This window comes from Paenacidovorax caeni (genome assembly GCF_001298675.1).
Taxonomy (GTDB): domain Bacteria; phylum Pseudomonadota; class Gammaproteobacteria; order Burkholderiales; family Burkholderiaceae_C; genus Paenacidovorax; species Paenacidovorax caeni.
This window is the reverse complement of sequence record NZ_CYIG01000061.1, coordinates 1-15,563: the sequence shown is the minus strand read 5'-3', so window position 1 is coordinate 15,563 and position 15,563 is coordinate 1. Positions and strand designations below refer to the sequence as shown.

The following is a 15,563-nucleotide window of genomic DNA, read 5'->3' as shown; positions in this document are numbered from 1 at the left end:
CGCCGGAAATCCGCAAGGTCATCTACACCACCAATGCCATCGAGTCGGTGAACATGAGCCTGAGGAAGCTGACCAAGAACCGGGGCTCGTTCCCCAGCGACGAGGCGCTGACCAAGCTGTTCTACCTGGCCCTGCGCAACATCAGCCAGAAGTGGACCATGCCCATCCGAGATTGGAAGGCCGCGCTGACCCGATTTACCATTCAGTTCGGAGACCGCATCTCCGTCAATTGAAGTCCGAACCGTTTACACAAAAATTCGGACACGCCCCTTCTTGATGGCGCCGAAGATCTCGGACAGGTTGTCCATGCTCGGGTTGCCGCGTTGAGACAACATGCGATGCAGGCTCTTGCTGGGCTTGTGGGTCATCTCGGCGAGCGCCTCAAAGCCAACAGTTGCATTCACAAGGTCTCGGAGTACGAGGCGTGCCGTATCGGGCTCCCCGTCCAGAAAAAGCGTTGCGGCTTCATCCAGCAGGGCCTTTGCAAAAGCAGGGTCGCGCCCAACGCGTTCGGTTACCGTTTGCTTGTAATCGCGGGTCAGGTTCATGCCTTGTGTCCCTTCTTGGTTGCGGCGATTGACGCCTTCTTTCTTGCCTTGTACTCGGCGTGCAGCAGGACCGCCTGGTCAATGGCTTTTTGCTGTTCTTTCTTGGTGCTGCCACCGTAAAGAATGATCAGCTGCTCGCCGTCTTTTGCCAGGTAGATCCGATACCCCGGACCCCAGTCGATCTTGTACTCACCGATACCGCGAAACCACTCAATCCTTGAGGTGTTTCCAAGCTCTAGTCGCGCCTTGGCAACTGTGACTTTGGTTGCGGCTTGAGCATCCAGCGCTTCGAACCACGTCCTGTAGGGGATGTCTCCATCCTCTCGGACGTACTCTTCAAGCCGAATCCTCACGGTCGGATGGTAACATATTCGTTACCTTCATGTGGTTTGTCGCCTTTCTTAGCATCACGCGCGCTCACGTCGTTTCGATCGTTCAGCCATAGAGGCCGTTCGGTTTCCACTTCGTAGCCAACGTCATCATCCCAAGCGGTGCTCCAGCAGTTGGCTTGGACGGTCAGTGCCTTCATACCCAGGGAAGCGAACACCTGCGCGATGCGCGGCGCCAGCTTCTCAGGGTTCGTGGGGTAGTAGCCCTCGAAGGCATGTTCACCTCGACCCATCATCTCCTGCGTGTAGTTGAGATGGGGGCGGCCGGAAATAACAAGGTGCCAGACGATGCGCTCGCCTTCGAGTCGGATGCTGAACCCGGTACTTCCGTAGTTGCGAGTCCAACCCATTAGCTCGCCACCATTGAAGGTGGACGTGCGCGGGAGGCCTGCAGCCGCGAGGGCGGCCTTGAGTTGGATGACGGCATCCATCCCGGTGAGGGAGGGTGCGGATGCAAGGGGTATGTGCTGCATTGGTTTTCATGGTGCTCTCCAGGGAAGAAGACGAGCACCGGCCCCATCGGGCAACAGATGCCCGTCAGGGTTGCAAAAAAAGCCCGCGATCGACCGAAGTCGATTCGCAGGCGGTTGGGAGCGTGCTGTAGGGCTTGCTCTGTCAGGTAGCGCGGGGCTGTGCTTCAGCGTCCGTCTTCTTGGAAGGCGCGGTTTCGCGGGTCGCCAGGTACACAAAGCCCGCGCAAATCGAACTTCCCAAGATGAAAAATGCGATGTGCATTTCATGATCCTTTGCTAAGGATGGCTCCAGCGAAGAATAGCACCCTCCCCCAGAAGACCGGGGAGAAGGAGCAACACATCGCTATCTCGGGGTTGAAAAAATCGACTTTCGCCGACGTGGGTTGCTGTTCGCCTGGAAGGCACGGCCAGCTGCCGTATCGACCTGTCGCAGTACGCGGCAAGGATGAATTCGCTTTGCAAAGCCCCGGGCATGCCGCCGTGGCTTTGAAAAGCCCTCCAGCCCCGGTGGGGGCTGAAGGACAGGGGCTCGCCACCGCAGGGGTGTCGAGCCGGTGGGCCGCTAGGCAACCATTTCGAGTTGCTGTTGCGGGGGCTGGCCAAGGTGCCATGTGAGGCACTTCTTAGACAGCCGCATCAAGGTGTTGATGTGCTCATGATTGAAGGTGACGGGGATCTTGAAGCAGCGGCTGCTGCTCAAGACATCCAGCCCCAGGCTGCGCAGCACTTGGTCGCGGCTGAGGATTTGCCAGTCTTCGCTCAGGGGCACGGTGCGATCGACCACCGCATGCGTTCCTGGCGGAATCGCGGCGGCGGCTTTGACGTGCTCTGTGAAAGCGCTGATGCGCTGGGCGTAGACACCCGGCTCTTTCAGCTCCACCTCCCAGAGGCTTTCCACGTAGTCGCCGATGACCGAGTATTCCCAGCCTTCGCAGCGCCACATGCCGTCCTGCCCCTGGACCAGACGGTTGTACTGGTCGAGTTTGAGGACTGCAGGCAGGCGCGGCATGAAGCCGGTGACAGGTTCAGGGCGGTATCCCAGGTCGGGGCAGCGCTCATTGAACAGAGGTGTGGCGCGGATGAGGCGCCAGGGTCCGATGAGGAACTGTCCGTAGAGGGCTTCCAAGAGCTGCGGCTCGCTGTACAGCGTGGTCTCGTAGGCACCGCCAGAGGCAAGTGTCTGCGCGATGTCGCTTTTGCCGCAGCGCGTGATTGCCTCGCCCGCTTTGCTCGCTTTGTCCTGAGGGATGGTGGCATACAGGCTGCCATCTACCTTCAGGGTGACGGGCTGGTCGGGCATGTGCACGGGGCTGGCCAATTCCTTGAGCCAGTCCGCGATGTACTGCTGGGGCTGGTTTCGGCCACCGCGTACGTCGAGCAGGCCCCCGACACAGACACCGGCTGCTTTGAAGATCCGATGAAGGGTACTTTGCAGGCCTCCAATGTGGATGCAGCACCATGTCGGTATGTGGGGGTAGTCGTTTTTGTCGAACGTCTGCTCAAAGAGGACGTAGACGGTTTGGCCGTTGTTCGCCTGGTAGGCGGCGGCGAGTTTGGCGGTGCTGACTGTGACTCCCATGGTGGGTTCTCCTGTGGAAAACCGAGGCACCATCCCCCCACGGGGATTGGCTACCCCGGTGGGTTGGTTTGAGGGTTGTGTGACGTGGGCTTTTGGCGATGGAGGCTGCTGGGTGCAGCTACTCAATCGTCCTCGGGCTCATCACTCTCGTCGTTGTCGTCTTCGTCGGTCGCGAGGGAGTAGGTGTCGCCATCTGCTGTTTCACCGAAGATTTCCGCAAGGGCGGAGATTGCGGTCATTTCAGTCTCGACGTTGCTGTCCACTTCGCGCGCGTAGGCTGTGAACCAGATGGCACCCCCGGGGGTGACCACCAGCTCTTCTTCTTGGATGCGCAAGGCTTCCTTGTTGTGCCAATCGATGTCGCGCAGGATCCGCACTTCGCTGAGCTGGTGCTCTTGGCAAAGTGCGTGCAGATGCTGCATCGTGTTCAGCAGTTCCTGGGTGAGCAGGAAGGTGGCGTGGCCAGGGCCATCCGCGTACTCATTGTGGCAATGGGCGTCGATGATCACGCTGATGGATTTGGTCTTCGCTGCTGCTTGGGTTTGCTGGGTCATTTCCGTTTCCTTTGAAAAAAAGACGGAACGTGACCCATAGGGATCATGTCCCGTCAGGGTGGTGCGGCTGTGCCGCATGGGGTGTGATTTCGGCTCTTGAGGGAGCGCGAAGGGGTGTGCTGCGATTTGCCAAAGGCGCGGGCAGCTGCCGCATCAACCAACCACTTTATGCGGATGGGGTGAATTTGCGCTTTCCGAAGCCCCCGGGGTCAGGAGCTTGGGAAAGCCCCCCAGGCGACCCGATTGGGTGCACTGGGATGGCTTGAGGTTGAGCGCGCTGATCTATGCAGGTCAGTGCTCAATGCTGTCGTAGGGCTCTACTTCTGCGCCGCATGCAGGGCATGTGTCGTTGCACATGCAGCTCCAGCGATCTTCCCACTCGACGCCCGGTTGTTCTGGGCAGTTTTCGTGGTTGTAGAGGTTCGTGAAGATAGGTGCGGTCATTGGCGGGCCTTCTGCGGTAAGTCAGAGCGCAGTGGCGGTACGCTTTTGGACGCCGTACTTTTCTTCGATCTCATCGGTGGCAAACACAGACAAATCCTCGCGTTCGACCGATTGGGGCCAATCGGAGAAAACGCAGGTTTCGTCGCTGCAGTAGTCACCATCGAGGTGGCTGCCGCATTGCTTGCACATGGTCGGTTTCAGTGGAGTCAGCTTGTTGAGCGAGATTTCCACTTCATCGCCTTCGCAGTCCAGGCAAAGGTACTTGTCGCCTTGCCAGCGGCCTGCGGCGATGCCTTCTTCGGTGAGGACGAGGGCATAGTCGAGGCCGCCATCTTCCCAGCTGAAGCGCACCAGCTCGTTACTGGGGCTGCCGGTTGGCTCTGTTACGTCCCAGGAGATGAGGAGGGGGCTGGAGTCTGCCATTACTGCATCGGCTTGGGAGAGCAGATCCAGAAAGGCGGTCACGGAGGAGGAGATGGTGTGGATGTTGGTCATGGTGAAGGTCTCCAAGAAAGAGACGAGCACCGGCCCCAGAGGGCAACAGGTGCCCGCCAGGGGGTTAAGGAAATACTCCAGCCGAAGCCGGTTGGTTGCTGAGATCAGGCGAACTGCAGGGCAATCTTGCCTTGGTCTTTTCGCTTGGTTTTGCCAACGCGAATCGTCACGTCATGTCCGAGCTTCGCAATCAGTTCAAGCATCTTTGCCTCACTGACGCCGCGAAACTGGCCACGGGTGATTTTGGAGATCTTGGCCTGGTCGATGCCGAGCATCTGCGCTGCGGCCTCCTGAGTCATCTTGCGTGCCTTGATGCTCTTTGCGATTTCATGGGCCAACAGGGACTTGCGCTGCATCTCCGCAGCATCTGTGTACCCTAGATCGGCATACACGTTGTCGCTGCCGGTATGAATGGCTTCAGTCATTTGGGGGCTCCTTTTGTTGGATGTCGCAAGGCAGCATGGTGTTCGATAGCGTCTTTCAATCTGCTTTTGATCAAATCGATGTCTGCTTTCGGGGTTTCGATGCCCTTGGTGGATTTCTTCTGGAAACAGTGCAGAACGTAGACCCAGCCGCGCAGGCGCACTGTGTAAACAGCGCGAAAGGTGCCGCCCTCATCGTTCTCTACCACTTCCAGAATTCCGGCTGACCCAAAACCTTTTAGCGGCTTTGCGTCAACGTGCTTGAGGCCTGCTTGCGCAAGATCTAGTGCGTGCCCGAAGATGTCTTTCACATCCTCAGGCATCGCGTCGAGATCACGCTTTGACGACCCGACCCACTTTATGGGTTTACGCGGGGGTTGAATCACGCTTTGTATGCCTATTTTGGCATATTTGCCGAGCTTTGCGTACAGGCCTGCATCGTTCGGATGGAAAACGTTGCCTTCTCGCCCGAGGGGGTATTGATGACTTGGTACACCCGGCAGGTGCTGGTGCGCTCCAACAGGGTGACCTTGTTGATTGGCCGCCCGAGGTTGCTCTTCGCACGCCGCCACGAGCGCATCAAACGGGCCATGTGCTGGCGTGTCTGCTTCGGGTCGGTTTGCCGTGGGTGGGATTCCCAGCCCCAGGTGAAGGTGGTTGTTTTCATAGGTAGCTCCTGAATGAGGAGTCACCACACCCCCACGGGGATAGGTGACCCCGGGGGTTGATGAAGGATGGGTTAGCTGCTGAATTCGCCTTCTGCGAGGCGATCAACCAGCGGGATGACTTCGGACCAAAGTTGGTCAGTGTCACATTTCAACGTGAGTTGGCGCAGCTGACTTGGAGTGTGCTGACCACGTTCTTCAACCAGCCCGATCAGAAATGCCAGGATGCAATCGGTGCTGGTGTGCTCGTTGAGAGGTTTACTGCAATTTGGGCAGAGATCCTTGGATGCCTTGACTTTGGAACTGTTCATTGTCATATCCTCTTGTGAAAGACGGACACCGGCCCCGGAGGGCTACAGGCGCCCGCCAGGGTGGGGTGTTGCGGTCTATCAGTGAGTGACCACGGTGCCGATGAATTCCTTCACGGCGCGCATACCTTCAGCTCCGATGTGCCAGTGCGGCGCTCCGGTGTCGAGCAAGAGGCCATCGTGGTTCTTGCTTTCCAGCAGGGTGCTGCGGTAGTAACGGCTGACGAACTGGCCTAGCGGCCCGAAGACCGTATGGTCCTGCGCGGCATCGAAGAATTCGACCAGCGGATCGTCCTTGTCGTGCACCAGGCCGTCATTGAGGCCGAAGCGCTCGCCCTTGGCCACAATGCGGACATTGAAGCCCTCAATCCGGATGGATTTCAGGACGAATGCCTCGCTCTTGGCCACAGCGGCGGTGAACTCAGGTACCACGTCGGGCCCAGAGAGGCCTGTCATGACTTCGAAGAGACCGCTTTCGGTGGCCAGGGCCATTGCCTTGCGCAGTGCCTGCAGGGCGCGGGCTTGTTGGGGGTTGATGGACATCAGTGCTTCTCCTTTGTGAAAAAAGAGACGAGCACCGGCCCCAGAGGGCAACAGATGCCCGTCAGGGGGGGTAAAAATGCCCCAGAACCTCCGGGGAGGTTTCAGGGCGTGAGGTCGCTGTTACCGGGACGCTGCCGACTGGTATGCGAGCGCGAAGGCTCTCATCATGGTCGGATGCAGTGTCCCGAGTTTGGGCGTGTTTCCATGGGGGCTATGCGGTGGAACCTTGAAGTACCGGTCCGTCCAGGGCAGATCAACAATCACCTTGAAGTCAAACTTCGTGTCGTAGGACAGGCCAGCAAGTTCGTAGGCTGCTGGGTGCTTGGACTTGGTGATTGCGATTTCGCCCGTTTCGAGTCGGCCAAGGTGCTTGGATGTGGCATAGACCACACCGACCACATCACCATCGGTTCGACGTTCAATGCGCATGACGAGCGCAGGCCGGGGCTTGGGCCCTGGTTGAATGTCCGGAATCTCTGGAAACAGGCACCAAACGATATCGCCGGGTGCGGGGAGTTTCCAGGCGTTGCTCATGTGAACAGAGCCTCGCTGCTCAAGATCTTGCCTTTGGGCAGATGCTGGGCCGCGTCCTTGCGAAGTGCTGCGACTTGGCTGCTGGTCAACGGGCCGTCATCGGGCTCGTAGGCGGGCAGTACACCCGCTGCAAACTTCGACAAAGCCAGGTGCACGACCTGTGTCTCGGTCACGTCGAGTTCTTTCGCCAGTGCTTTGACGGTTCCCCGCGTCACACCAGACGATGTGTCCCGAGTACGGAACTTGAGCAGGAGACTGTCTTTCACGGCGGTCATTTGGGCACCCTTGTTTGTATATATTGAATATATACCAATCGGTGACGGGTCGCCAATCTTGGATCGACAGGATGTCGGGTGTATGTTGGGTTCGGGCATTGGGTAGTCCAATTTGTGGCCGAGCCCCAGACCCGAGGGCATGAAGCCCGATCGGGTTGAGTTTGCTCTTTCGAGCGCTTTTTGCTGTGTTCGCCCAAGGGCGCGGCCTAGCTACCGCTTCAATGTCTGGTGCATTACGCGCCAGAGCAGAAGACTTTCCAAAACGTCCCTTGGGCGCTTGGGAAAGCCCCATCCGAAGATGGAGGCTCAGGTTTGATTAGGCGTGCGGAGCAGTCTTGCTTCGCTTGGATGGTCAACAGGCTCAGCGCGCCGGGTGAGCGGGCACCAGGGGGCTTGCAGGTTGGCTGCTGCCGTCCTTCGGTTGCTTGGTGAGGTTTTCCGGGCGAACCGGAAACCACCAGCTGTCCTTGTCCAGGTAGACGAAGCGGCCACCTCCTTCGACGGTGGGCGAGAAGCCCGTGACGACATGGCCATGGAAGGCGATGCCGTTGTCGTTGGTGAAAGTCACTTTGTCTCCGAGCTTGAAGTCGCAGGGCACTGGGGGCGTTTCTTGCGCGTCAGGGGTCAGGTGGTGCTTGGCACCATCCACGAAGTGGGGCTTGTGCTTGAAGGTTGTCATGTGGGCCTTGAAAAAGTCGCGAGGCCACCCCCTTGCAGGGCATGTGCCCCGCGTGGGTGGTTGAAGCGATGCAGTGGGTCTGACGGGGGTCAGGCCTGGGTGCATTCCTCGTCGAGCTTTCGCGCGGCGGCGATCACCTTTTGGGCGATCAGTTCACCTGCAATGAAGCCGTTGTCGCGGAAACGCCAGCAGCGGCCGTCTCCTGTGCGGGCGAAGATCGTGGTGATCTTGCCGCTGTAGAACTCACTCAGACGGAAGCTTTCGACGCCGCTCCACTTCCCCCACTGCATGGGCGGGAGGCAGTTGAGTGCGCTGTCGTAGGTTTTGTCGTCAATGGGTTCGGGCTCGGTGATGTAGCTTTGGTCCTGCATGGCGCTGAATTCGGCGCAGTCCATGATGAGGATTTGCCCGCCGTAGTCATTGGCCATTTGCTCAGCGGTTTTGTGCGAGTAGGCGCCGATGAGGGTGCCGTCCTCGCGCTCCATCACGAAGTCGATTGATCGCGGATTGGCGTTGGTTGCAGTTGCGGGGGTGTAGAAAACACGGGTGAAAACATGGGACATGGTTTGCTCCTAAGGGAAAAAAGCGAGACCAAGCCCCATGCGGGACTTGTGCCCGCGAGGGTTGAAAAATGAAAAAGCGTGTGCCAATGCGCAGCCTTTGGGCGTAGCAATGCACGGGTGGGGAAAAGGGTCAGAGCTGGCGCAGCGGGCTGCGTTCGCTTGAATTCCTGGGTGGCTCCGGGTGTATGGAGACCAAGTGCCCAGCGGGTTGATCCCGCGTGGGTGGAAATAGAACCGTGTAGACGGTTGGTTTAAGGCTGCTTTGGATCCTCAGCTGGGATAGCGCAACAAGCGGAGCTTGAGGGCATTGGTCAGGACATTGTAGCGATGTTGGCGGCGTTTGTGCCAGGGGTCAAACGGGGTCTGGGAGGAGTTTTCGCACTTCGGGCCAGCGGCTGACTTGAGGGGCTTCGTAGCCGCGCTGGCGCAGCCATTGCAGGGCGGCGACGATGTTGGGTACGGCGTAGGCCTGGAGTTGCTGGTCGGGCTGGCCGATGCTGGGCGGGAAGGTTTCGTCCCAGCCGTCGAAGGCGGGCCAGGGGGCGAGCATTTGGGTGCCGCTGCGGTGCATGACGCGCACCCAGCACTGGCTGTCGGGGCCGCGCACGACGGCGACGGAGGTGTTGTTGGGGTGTTGCCATGGCCAGGGGTGGTCTGCCGGGGGCTGGATGGCTGGCCTGGTGGGGGCTCGGCTGAAGAGGGCTTTTGTGGCCTGGGCCTGCTGCTGCATGCGCTGGCGAAGGGCGAGCAGCTTGGCATTTGCGGCAGCCATGACGGCTTCGTGGCGGGCTTTGAATTGCGCGATCAGTTCGGCGGTATTGGTGACCAGGGCCATTCTTTCTTCTTCAGTGAGATGGGAGCCCCCGCCTGATCCCGCACTGTAGGCAGGCATTCCCAATGCCGATGCGCCGCCATAGCGCTTGGCAAAACAGGTTGAGCCGAGTACGAGGAGGTTTTCCTTGTCTTGCACGACGTGAATGGCTGCATATACGCCATGGCCACAGCCGGGTTCTTGGCAAATCACTCTGCGCGATGGATCGACGCTCACGATGGCCAATAGCCGTGCGCTGGCGTGCTGGGTTGGGGTTTCTGGCATGTAGGGTTACCTCGATGGCGGGCGGCGGGTGCGGCTTTGCATTTCACGCATCTCCTCCTTTTTACCGCAATGGGTCGCTGGAGTTCCCTCTTGATGTCAATGAGTTGAATTTTGGGAGGCGCTTTGCATGATTTTCAGACAGGTAGGGTTAAGCGAGCAGGAGAGGGCGTTCAGGGTTACTGGTATTTAGCAGGCTTGGTTCATTTTTGGCAGAGATGGAGTGAGTCATGGGTGTAGGCTTCGACGAAGGGGGTGGCGCGTTGGTTTTTCGCGTTATTCCTGCCCCCGCAGGCTATTGCCGGGTTGGCAGCAGCTCATGGGTGAGGGAATGCCGTGGGTGTAATGCAAGCAGCAAATTAAGCCCAGCTAAATAGACTGCCGGATGATGTGTTTGCAAGTCTGCTTGATGCTTGCGGCTCTGCGAGCTTGGTTGTTGCGAGGGCTTGTGCGCCGTGAGACGATGGCGTAGCTTGGCAAGCAATCAATCAGCTCATACAATCATTGCTATGCAAAACACACACTCTACCCCACGTTTCGAACAGCAGCGACAGAACGAGCTGCGCAAGATTCGGCTTGTCAATTTGATAGCGCTGCTTGATAAGCACCAGATGACGCAGGCTGAGTTCGCGCGGCGCATCGGGGTGTCTGCGAGTGCCATTGGCCAGTACACCACGGGGCACCGCGCGCTGGGGCGGGCGTTTTGTTCGCGCATCGAGACCGAGCTGGGGTTACCTGCGGGGTGCATGGATTTCCCGGGGATGGCGCCAGCGCCCGGAGAGTGCCTGCCAGCGGTCGAGGAGCCCACAAAACAGCAAAAACCGAACGGAAGGCCTGAGGCGCCGATTCACGCGGCTGTGGTCGATGCGTTTTGGGCCACTGTGCGCTCCGGGGCCATGTCGGATGCCGATTGCGCAGGGTTGCTGGTGCAGCTGATCGGGATGCGTTCGCGCAAGGGGGGCGCAAGCCAGGCACCCGCCCTGGTGGATGCCGCTTCGCTGCTGGCCCGCCTTCGCCTGCGGGACGTGGTGCTGGTGCACACCGGCCAGGAGGGGCGAGAAGGCCTGGAGCGCGGCCTTTTGGAGGATTTTGGGCCGGAGGTGGCACAGAGCGTCCTACGGCACGTCTACGAGCTTTCCGAGGCCCCTCTCGGCGCCAGGACAGCCCCCGAGTCCCAGCGCGGGGTCATCCGGGGGGCTGGAGGCCTCCCAGGCGGCCCAGAGCAGCCAGAACGCTACTGACCCACCCCCCGGGGGCAACCGGGGATGAAAAATCGCTCCTGCGGGCTATGCGCAGCTCGCAGGGGGCTTGGCAACCCAAGGGCAGGGGGCCAAGGCAGCAGGCACAAGCACAGCCCCGGCGCTCCCCGGGCGCCAACACCCCCCACAGCGCCGCCCCGGCGCTCACAGCGCTACACGGGGAACAAGGCGAAAGCCACAAGCCACAAGCAGCAAGCTGTGCGAACACACCCCAGTCCCAGCCCCAGCCCCCAAGGCAATCACAGCGGCAACAAGCAGCCCAAAACTCCAAAACCCCAATTTCGCTGATTCAAAGCCGGGAAGCGGCCTACGGGGGAATAGGGCAGAGGCGAATCAGGGGATTCAGGCAAGAAGGCCTTCGGGGTTCGCGCCATCCACGGGGTTTATCGAAACGCTTCGCCAGGGAGCGGTGGGGCTTGAAATCAAAACGGGTTTCGCAAGCCAGGATTCACCGAGCCATTTGAGTGCGTGTTTCGGTACGTATTTCGAGAAAGCAATAAATGGTATTACATGACCTCTACCCTTTGTGTGGAATGGTTGCCGCCATGGCCTTTTTTAAATTTGAGTGCTTCGCACTTAAGGAAGGAAGGCGGTTTCTGGTTCAAAGGCCATGGGCATAGCGGGCTTTTGACCTCCCAGGTGGGGAAAAAAAGGAGCGCGGTGCCCGCAGGGGTGTAGCCATCCACGGAGGAGGGCAGTGAAACGCAATCGGGCGGGATAGTGAATTTGTTCGCACTGGCGCGCAGCCTGACTTTCCACGAGGTCGAAAGGCAAAGCCGGGATTGATGATGTTGGGCGCATCCAATCCGGGCGGCGAACGTCCAGGGGCCATCGAATCAAGGCCGGGAGAGGTCGGGCCGCCAAAAGCCACAGGCAAAACAGCCGGTAAACAGCCAGGGGGGAAAGGGGCCACACCCCCGAGGTAGAGAAAACACGAGCGCAATGCGCATTTCGTACGCCAACGGTCAGCCAATTGGCGTGGCGAGGAGAAAAATGCGCGGAGTAAATTCGAAATTCCGCAGGCAGCAAAGATTCAAGAGGCCGAGAAGCCCAAAGTCAATGGGCCATGAAGACCAAAAAAGCAGGAACCCTGCACCACGAAGACCTGCAAATGCCATGGACACAAGACTTCAGGCGCAATGCATCTTCACGCGTGACGCTATAACGCCATAAAACTCGGGATCAACGCGAGATCCGCAGAATTGCAACGCCGAAAGCCGTGGAGCCCCGAGAGAGAAGCCCAGGGAGACAAAAGCCACGAGGGTAAGGCAGAAAACACGACGCCCGAGGTGCACTTACGCCGCGATGAACTTGGCCGTGAGGGAGAACAAGGGGGAGTGCTGACCTGCGTCCATTGATAACAGAACCATGGGCCTTCGGCTTTTAGGGCGCTGAGTGAAATTAGGACGGCGGGCGGTTGAAGGGGAGGCGCACAAGACCTTGGAGAAATAAACCGAGGCCGGAGGGCTTGGGGGCAGGGGCCAAAAGTGGCGGGCCCCTGCGCAGGAATAGAACTAGGAAGCCTGCGCCTGGAGCTTCTCTAGTTTTCCATCGGCGGCACGCCTAACTTGCTTGGCGTTTCTGATAGACATGATGGCTCTTACTAGATGGTGGTTTTGACGTCGGATCGATTGCATGATCAGTTCGGTTTCCTTGACCATTTCCCATTCCCAATCTTTAGCGTATTGCTTTAAGGATTTATCTGGGTACGTGAGAGCTTCTTTGTCACGAGCAATTGCAACACGAATTCTCGTACGCTTGTTTGTTGGCCCATACCACTTAACTCCTTTCCACTGAATCAACAGGTTGTTGCCGCGCTTAGAGCAGGAAAGCTCCAAGCTGCTTCTGCTATCCAGGCCTGTGCCCCGCTTCTCGTGAGCGGTGACACCATCCCAGTAGGCGTCTGCAGCCGTCATGGCCTCATCGTGCAGCTCATTGATGGCGGCCTCAATGGCTGCGATGCTTTGTTCAAAACGATCCATTTTTACCCCCGGCAGATGTACCAAGTTACTGAGGGTACATCTGCCCCCCACATGTACCCAGTGGAATTTCAGGGCTCTTCACTCTCTCGCTCTCCGAACGAACCGCTCTGCGCCTAGCGAAAAAGGGCTGTACCCTACTAGGGTACAGGTGGGGTGGCAGATGTACCCTAATAGGGTGCATGACTTTTCCAATAATAGCTCTAACCAAAATCCGAACAAGGCAACTGTACCCTACTAGGGTACAAGTGGGGGGTTGCATTGCATCAAGGCGATATGGTAGGCGTTGTCAACGCGTCGAAAACCCATGCACCCTATTAGGGTACATGTGGGGGGGCAGATGTACCCTAATAGGGTGCATGGTTTTCCATGTGCCGAGCAGGGTGAAATGCATAAAAAGGACATCTGCACCCTAATAGGGTACATGTGGGATTCGCGTACTGGACCGCGATTGATGTCTGGTGAGGCGGTCATCAAGCTGTGCTGGCGCTACACAAGGTGCTGTGAGCCAAGGAATTCAAGCGACTGGAAGGCGACTAGGAGCACACAAATGACACATCGCGGCCATCCTTCACAGCGACTGGAGGTACACTGGCAGAACACTAGAAGTGCAGTGCCGGAGGCTCATTGGCAAATAATTGCTGTAGAATTGCAATTCCTAATTAAGCAAGGGATTGCAATGAACATCGTTGGATTGGACATCGGCTACTCGAATCTGAAGCTGGCTTACGGCAACTCTGAAAAAGGCATGCAGACTGCCATTCGTCCCGCAGGTGCAGCTCCTGCGGATCGTTTTGGCAGCCGCTTCGACGGTAAAGAGCAGGACGATTTCCTGCATGTTCTGGTTGGCGATGAGCCTTTCATTGCCGGTGTTTCTTCTGACCGTGCGGAAATGTGGGAGCGCTCGCTTCATTCTGAGTACGCTCGCACGCCATCCTATACAGCGCTTTTCCACGCAGGTTTGCTCCTTTCTGGCATGACCGAGGTGGATGTTTTGGTTACGGGTTTGCCCGTTGACCAATACAAGGATGAAGTACGCCGTGCAGAGCTGGAAAAGCAGTTCATCGGCAAACACAAGATCACACCCAAGCGAACTGTCGAAATTTCGAAAGTGAAGGTTGTTGCTCAACCCACTGGCGGCCTTTTCGACATGATCAGCCAAGACGATGAAGAAAATCCACTGATCGACGAGGACGCACGCATCCTGGTCGTTGACCCTGGTTTCTTCAGCCTGGATTGGGTGCTGATCAGCAACGGCCAACTGCAACGCGGATCCAGCGGCACCAGCCACCAGGCTTCTTCGGTTCTTCTGGAACAGGCGGGCATTTTGATCGCCGAAGAATATGGTTCCAAGCCGACCGTGGAGACATTCGAAAAGGCAATCCGTGCAGGCAAAAAGTCGCTGCTGGTAATGGGCCAGCGCGTTGACATCGAGCCATACCTGAAGCGTGCCAGCGATCTTCTTTCCGCCAACACGGCAACTTCGATTCTCACCTCTTTGCGTGTGGAGAAGATGTCTCCTGACATCGTGGTGCTTGTGGGTGGCGGCGCTGATTTCTTCCGTGGCGCAGTACAAACCGCATTTCCCAAGCTCAAGGTGATCTCGCCTCAAAATCCTGTGCTCTCGATCGCACGGGGTTATTGGGAGCTTGGTGCCGCATGAGTATCAAGGTTCTGGTTGCGCTCAATGGGGCATTCCTGCCATTGCAGACACATTTGAGCCAGCTGCCAGCCAATGCCCATTCGGAACGCCTGCGTTCTCTTGCATCGATGGGTTTGCTCATTCAATCGGGTCGTTTGCAGGCTTCCGTAGCGGCTGGCCATGTCGAACTTCCCGGTAAAGATGAGGGAGCGCTTAATTACTTGCGTTTCCCCGTTGTTCTGAATGAGGCGTACCCGGATCTGCATGCAGAAATGGAGCGCACCCCGGTGCGTTTGCGGGCAGAACGATTGCGGGCATTGGCGACACTGGGTCTGCATGCTGTCGCGATGGCTGCGGAGGCCAAATCGGGTGCGCCCGCATTAACTTCCGAGCCGGTAGTACAGGTCGCGCCGGTAGTGCCAACAGCCAAAGAGACTATTGCGCAACCAATAATCCAGGCTACAAGCCAGGTCGAAGCAGTGCATCAAAAGCCCTCTGTGCTACCTGAGCAGTCTTCCGCCGAGGTTCCTGAGGCGATGGCGCAAAAGTCTGACACGCCGATTCCTGAGCAGGAGGAGCTTAAACCGAATGCCGAACCCATCCGACCCAAGAAGAACTCAAGGGTCTCCAGCTTTGCTAAATCACTTGGCATTTGAATCTGCAGCGTCTCAGCCGCCATCGCTGGTTGCTAAATAAAAAAAGCCCGCTTCGGCGGGCTTTCTTGTGTGCGGCTGTTGCTTCAGTAGGTGCTCTCTTCGCAAAGCGCAAGGAGGTATTGAGACTGGTTGAGGCTCGGGGTGTCCAATTGGTACCCCGGCAGGCGAGAGATCTGGAATGGGTCGTAGAACTTTTCGCCAGCCAGCTTCTTACTTTCGATCAATCCATCCTCTTCCATTTGAGCGACGTAACTGGGTGGGATGCCAAGGCGGTGTGCAACTTCTTCCGTATTGATCAGATCCAGCATTGGTTAACTCCTATTTGTTTTGATAATAGCAGCAATGTTTTCTGAATACAAGATATTTTCAATCAGTTCTATGCAGTGTTGCATAGAGGAGATTATTATTTCTTGGAATTGTCGGCAGCATTGAATGCATCTCTCCAGGCTTGTCGCTTTTTATG

22 protein-coding genes are annotated in these 15,563 nt (G+C 57.8%); 4 read left to right on the top strand and 18 right to left on the bottom strand.

What is annotated here, in order from left to right; genetic code table 11:
* On the top strand, window positions 1–233 hold a 233-nt coding region (locus BN2503_RS17270; RefSeq protein ID WP_148639773.1), incomplete at its 5' end, for a transposase.
* Window positions 234–245: 12 nt separating this feature from the next.
* On the opposite strand, the gene BN2503_RS17265 is transcribed toward BN2503_RS17270, so the two are convergent.
* From BN2503_RS17265 to BN2503_RS17190, 16 genes are all read right to left on the bottom strand, one after another.
* Window positions 246–548, bottom strand: coding sequence for a helix-turn-helix domain-containing transcriptional regulator (locus BN2503_RS17265; RefSeq protein ID WP_054257853.1), 303 nt, complete (start codon window positions 546–548; stop codon window positions 246–248).
* Window positions 545–901, bottom strand: a complete 357-nt coding sequence (locus tag BN2503_RS17260; protein ID WP_054257852.1) for a type II toxin-antitoxin system RelE/ParE family toxin — start codon at window positions 899–901, stop codon at window positions 545–547. Before BN2503_RS17260 ends, BN2503_RS17265 begins: the two co-directional genes overlap by 4 nt.
* Window positions 898–1,368, bottom strand: a complete 471-nt coding sequence (locus BN2503_RS17255) for a hypothetical protein (RefSeq protein ID WP_139235537.1) — start codon at window positions 1,366–1,368, stop codon at window positions 898–900. The genes BN2503_RS17260 and BN2503_RS17255 overlap by 4 nt, the downstream gene beginning before the upstream one ends.
* Window positions 1,369–1,972: 604 nt before the next feature.
* Window positions 1,973–2,989: a hypothetical protein gene (locus BN2503_RS17250; RefSeq protein ID WP_054257850.1), complete on the bottom strand. Its 1,017-nt coding sequence runs from the start codon at window positions 2,987–2,989 to the stop codon at window positions 1,973–1,975.
* Window positions 2,990–3,111: 122 nt separating this feature from the next.
* Window positions 3,112–3,543, bottom strand: a complete 432-nt coding sequence (locus BN2503_RS17245) for a hypothetical protein (protein WP_054257849.1) — start codon at window positions 3,541–3,543, stop codon at window positions 3,112–3,114.
* A gap of 291 nt (window positions 3,544–3,834) precedes the next feature.
* The gene (locus BN2503_RS20255; protein WP_139235538.1) at window positions 3,835–3,987 is read right to left on the bottom strand and encodes a rubredoxin; all 153 of its coding nucleotides are present in this window, start codon (window positions 3,985–3,987) and stop codon (window positions 3,835–3,837) included.
* 21 nt (window positions 3,988–4,008) lie between these two features.
* Window positions 4,009–4,482 (bottom strand): hypothetical protein, encoded by a 474-nt coding sequence (locus BN2503_RS17240; protein ID WP_139235539.1) that lies wholly within the window; start codon window positions 4,480–4,482, stop codon window positions 4,009–4,011.
* Between the two features lie 104 nt (window positions 4,483–4,586).
* Window positions 4,587–4,907 carry a helix-turn-helix domain-containing protein gene (locus BN2503_RS17235; RefSeq protein ID WP_054257847.1) on the bottom strand — a complete coding sequence of 107 codons (321 nt, stop codon included), beginning with the start codon at window positions 4,905–4,907 and terminating at the stop codon, window positions 4,587–4,589.
* Window positions 4,904–5,305 carry a type II toxin-antitoxin system RelE/ParE family toxin gene (locus BN2503_RS19680; RefSeq protein WP_233495117.1) on the bottom strand — a complete coding sequence of 134 codons (402 nt, stop codon included), beginning with the start codon at window positions 5,303–5,305 and terminating at the stop codon, window positions 4,904–4,906. Before BN2503_RS19680 ends, BN2503_RS17235 begins: the two co-directional genes overlap by 4 nt.
* Window positions 5,306–5,643: 338 nt before the next feature.
* Entirely contained in the window at window positions 5,644–5,880 is a 237-nt protein-coding gene (locus BN2503_RS20245; protein ID WP_139235540.1) for a hypothetical protein, read from the bottom strand.
* 78 nt (window positions 5,881–5,958) lie between these two features.
* Entirely contained in the window at window positions 5,959–6,420 is a 462-nt protein-coding gene (locus tag BN2503_RS17215) for a hypothetical protein (protein WP_054257843.1), read from the bottom strand.
* A 120-nt stretch (window positions 6,421–6,540) separates the two neighbouring features.
* Window positions 6,541–6,954, bottom strand: a complete 414-nt coding sequence (locus tag BN2503_RS17210; RefSeq protein ID WP_054257842.1) for a hypothetical protein — start codon at window positions 6,952–6,954, stop codon at window positions 6,541–6,543.
* Window positions 6,951–7,229 (bottom strand): hypothetical protein, encoded by a 279-nt coding sequence (locus tag BN2503_RS17205; protein WP_054257841.1) that lies wholly within the window; start codon window positions 7,227–7,229, stop codon window positions 6,951–6,953. Before BN2503_RS17205 ends, BN2503_RS17210 begins: the two co-directional genes overlap by 4 nt.
* Window positions 7,230–7,590: 361 nt before the next feature.
* Window positions 7,591–7,908: a hypothetical protein gene (locus BN2503_RS17200; RefSeq protein WP_199445274.1), complete on the bottom strand. Its 318-nt coding sequence runs from the start codon at window positions 7,906–7,908 to the stop codon at window positions 7,591–7,593.
* A gap of 89 nt (window positions 7,909–7,997) precedes the next feature.
* The gene (locus tag BN2503_RS17195) at window positions 7,998–8,471 is read right to left on the bottom strand and encodes a hypothetical protein (protein ID WP_054257840.1); all 474 of its coding nucleotides are present in this window, start codon (window positions 8,469–8,471) and stop codon (window positions 7,998–8,000) included.
* A 352-nt stretch (window positions 8,472–8,823) separates the two neighbouring features.
* Window positions 8,824–9,306, bottom strand: a complete 483-nt coding sequence (locus BN2503_RS17190; protein WP_054257839.1) for a hypothetical protein — start codon at window positions 9,304–9,306, stop codon at window positions 8,824–8,826.
* A 767-nt stretch (window positions 9,307–10,073) separates the two neighbouring features.
* Here BN2503_RS17190 and BN2503_RS17185 point away from each other — a divergent pair.
* On the top strand, window positions 10,074–10,805 hold the full coding sequence (locus tag BN2503_RS17185; protein ID WP_054257838.1) for a helix-turn-helix domain-containing protein: 732 nt from the start codon (window positions 10,074–10,076) through the stop codon (window positions 10,803–10,805).
* A gap of 1,532 nt (window positions 10,806–12,337) precedes the next feature.
* Here the strand turns inward: BN2503_RS17185 and mobI are convergent.
* Window positions 12,338–12,805, bottom strand: a complete 468-nt coding sequence (mobI, locus tag BN2503_RS17180; protein ID WP_054257837.1) for a conjugative transfer protein MobI(A/C) — start codon at window positions 12,803–12,805, stop codon at window positions 12,338–12,340.
* Between the two features lie 676 nt (window positions 12,806–13,481).
* Between mobI and BN2503_RS17175 the strand changes: the two genes are divergently transcribed.
* Together BN2503_RS17175 and BN2503_RS20240 are read left to right on the top strand one after the other, a co-directional pair.
* Window positions 13,482–14,465 carry a ParM/StbA family protein gene (locus BN2503_RS17175; RefSeq protein WP_074930433.1) on the top strand — a complete coding sequence of 328 codons (984 nt, stop codon included), beginning with the start codon at window positions 13,482–13,484 and terminating at the stop codon, window positions 14,463–14,465.
* Window positions 14,462–15,100: a hypothetical protein gene (locus tag BN2503_RS20240; RefSeq protein WP_139235541.1), complete on the top strand. Its 639-nt coding sequence runs from the start codon at window positions 14,462–14,464 to the stop codon at window positions 15,098–15,100. Before BN2503_RS17175 ends, BN2503_RS20240 begins: the two co-directional genes overlap by 4 nt.
* Before the next feature lie 83 nt (window positions 15,101–15,183).
* On the opposite strand, the gene BN2503_RS17165 is transcribed toward BN2503_RS20240, so the two are convergent.
* Window positions 15,184–15,408, bottom strand: a complete 225-nt coding sequence (locus BN2503_RS17165; RefSeq protein ID WP_054257835.1) for a helix-turn-helix domain-containing protein — start codon at window positions 15,406–15,408, stop codon at window positions 15,184–15,186.
* Between the last annotated feature and the right edge of the window lie 155 nt (window positions 15,409–15,563).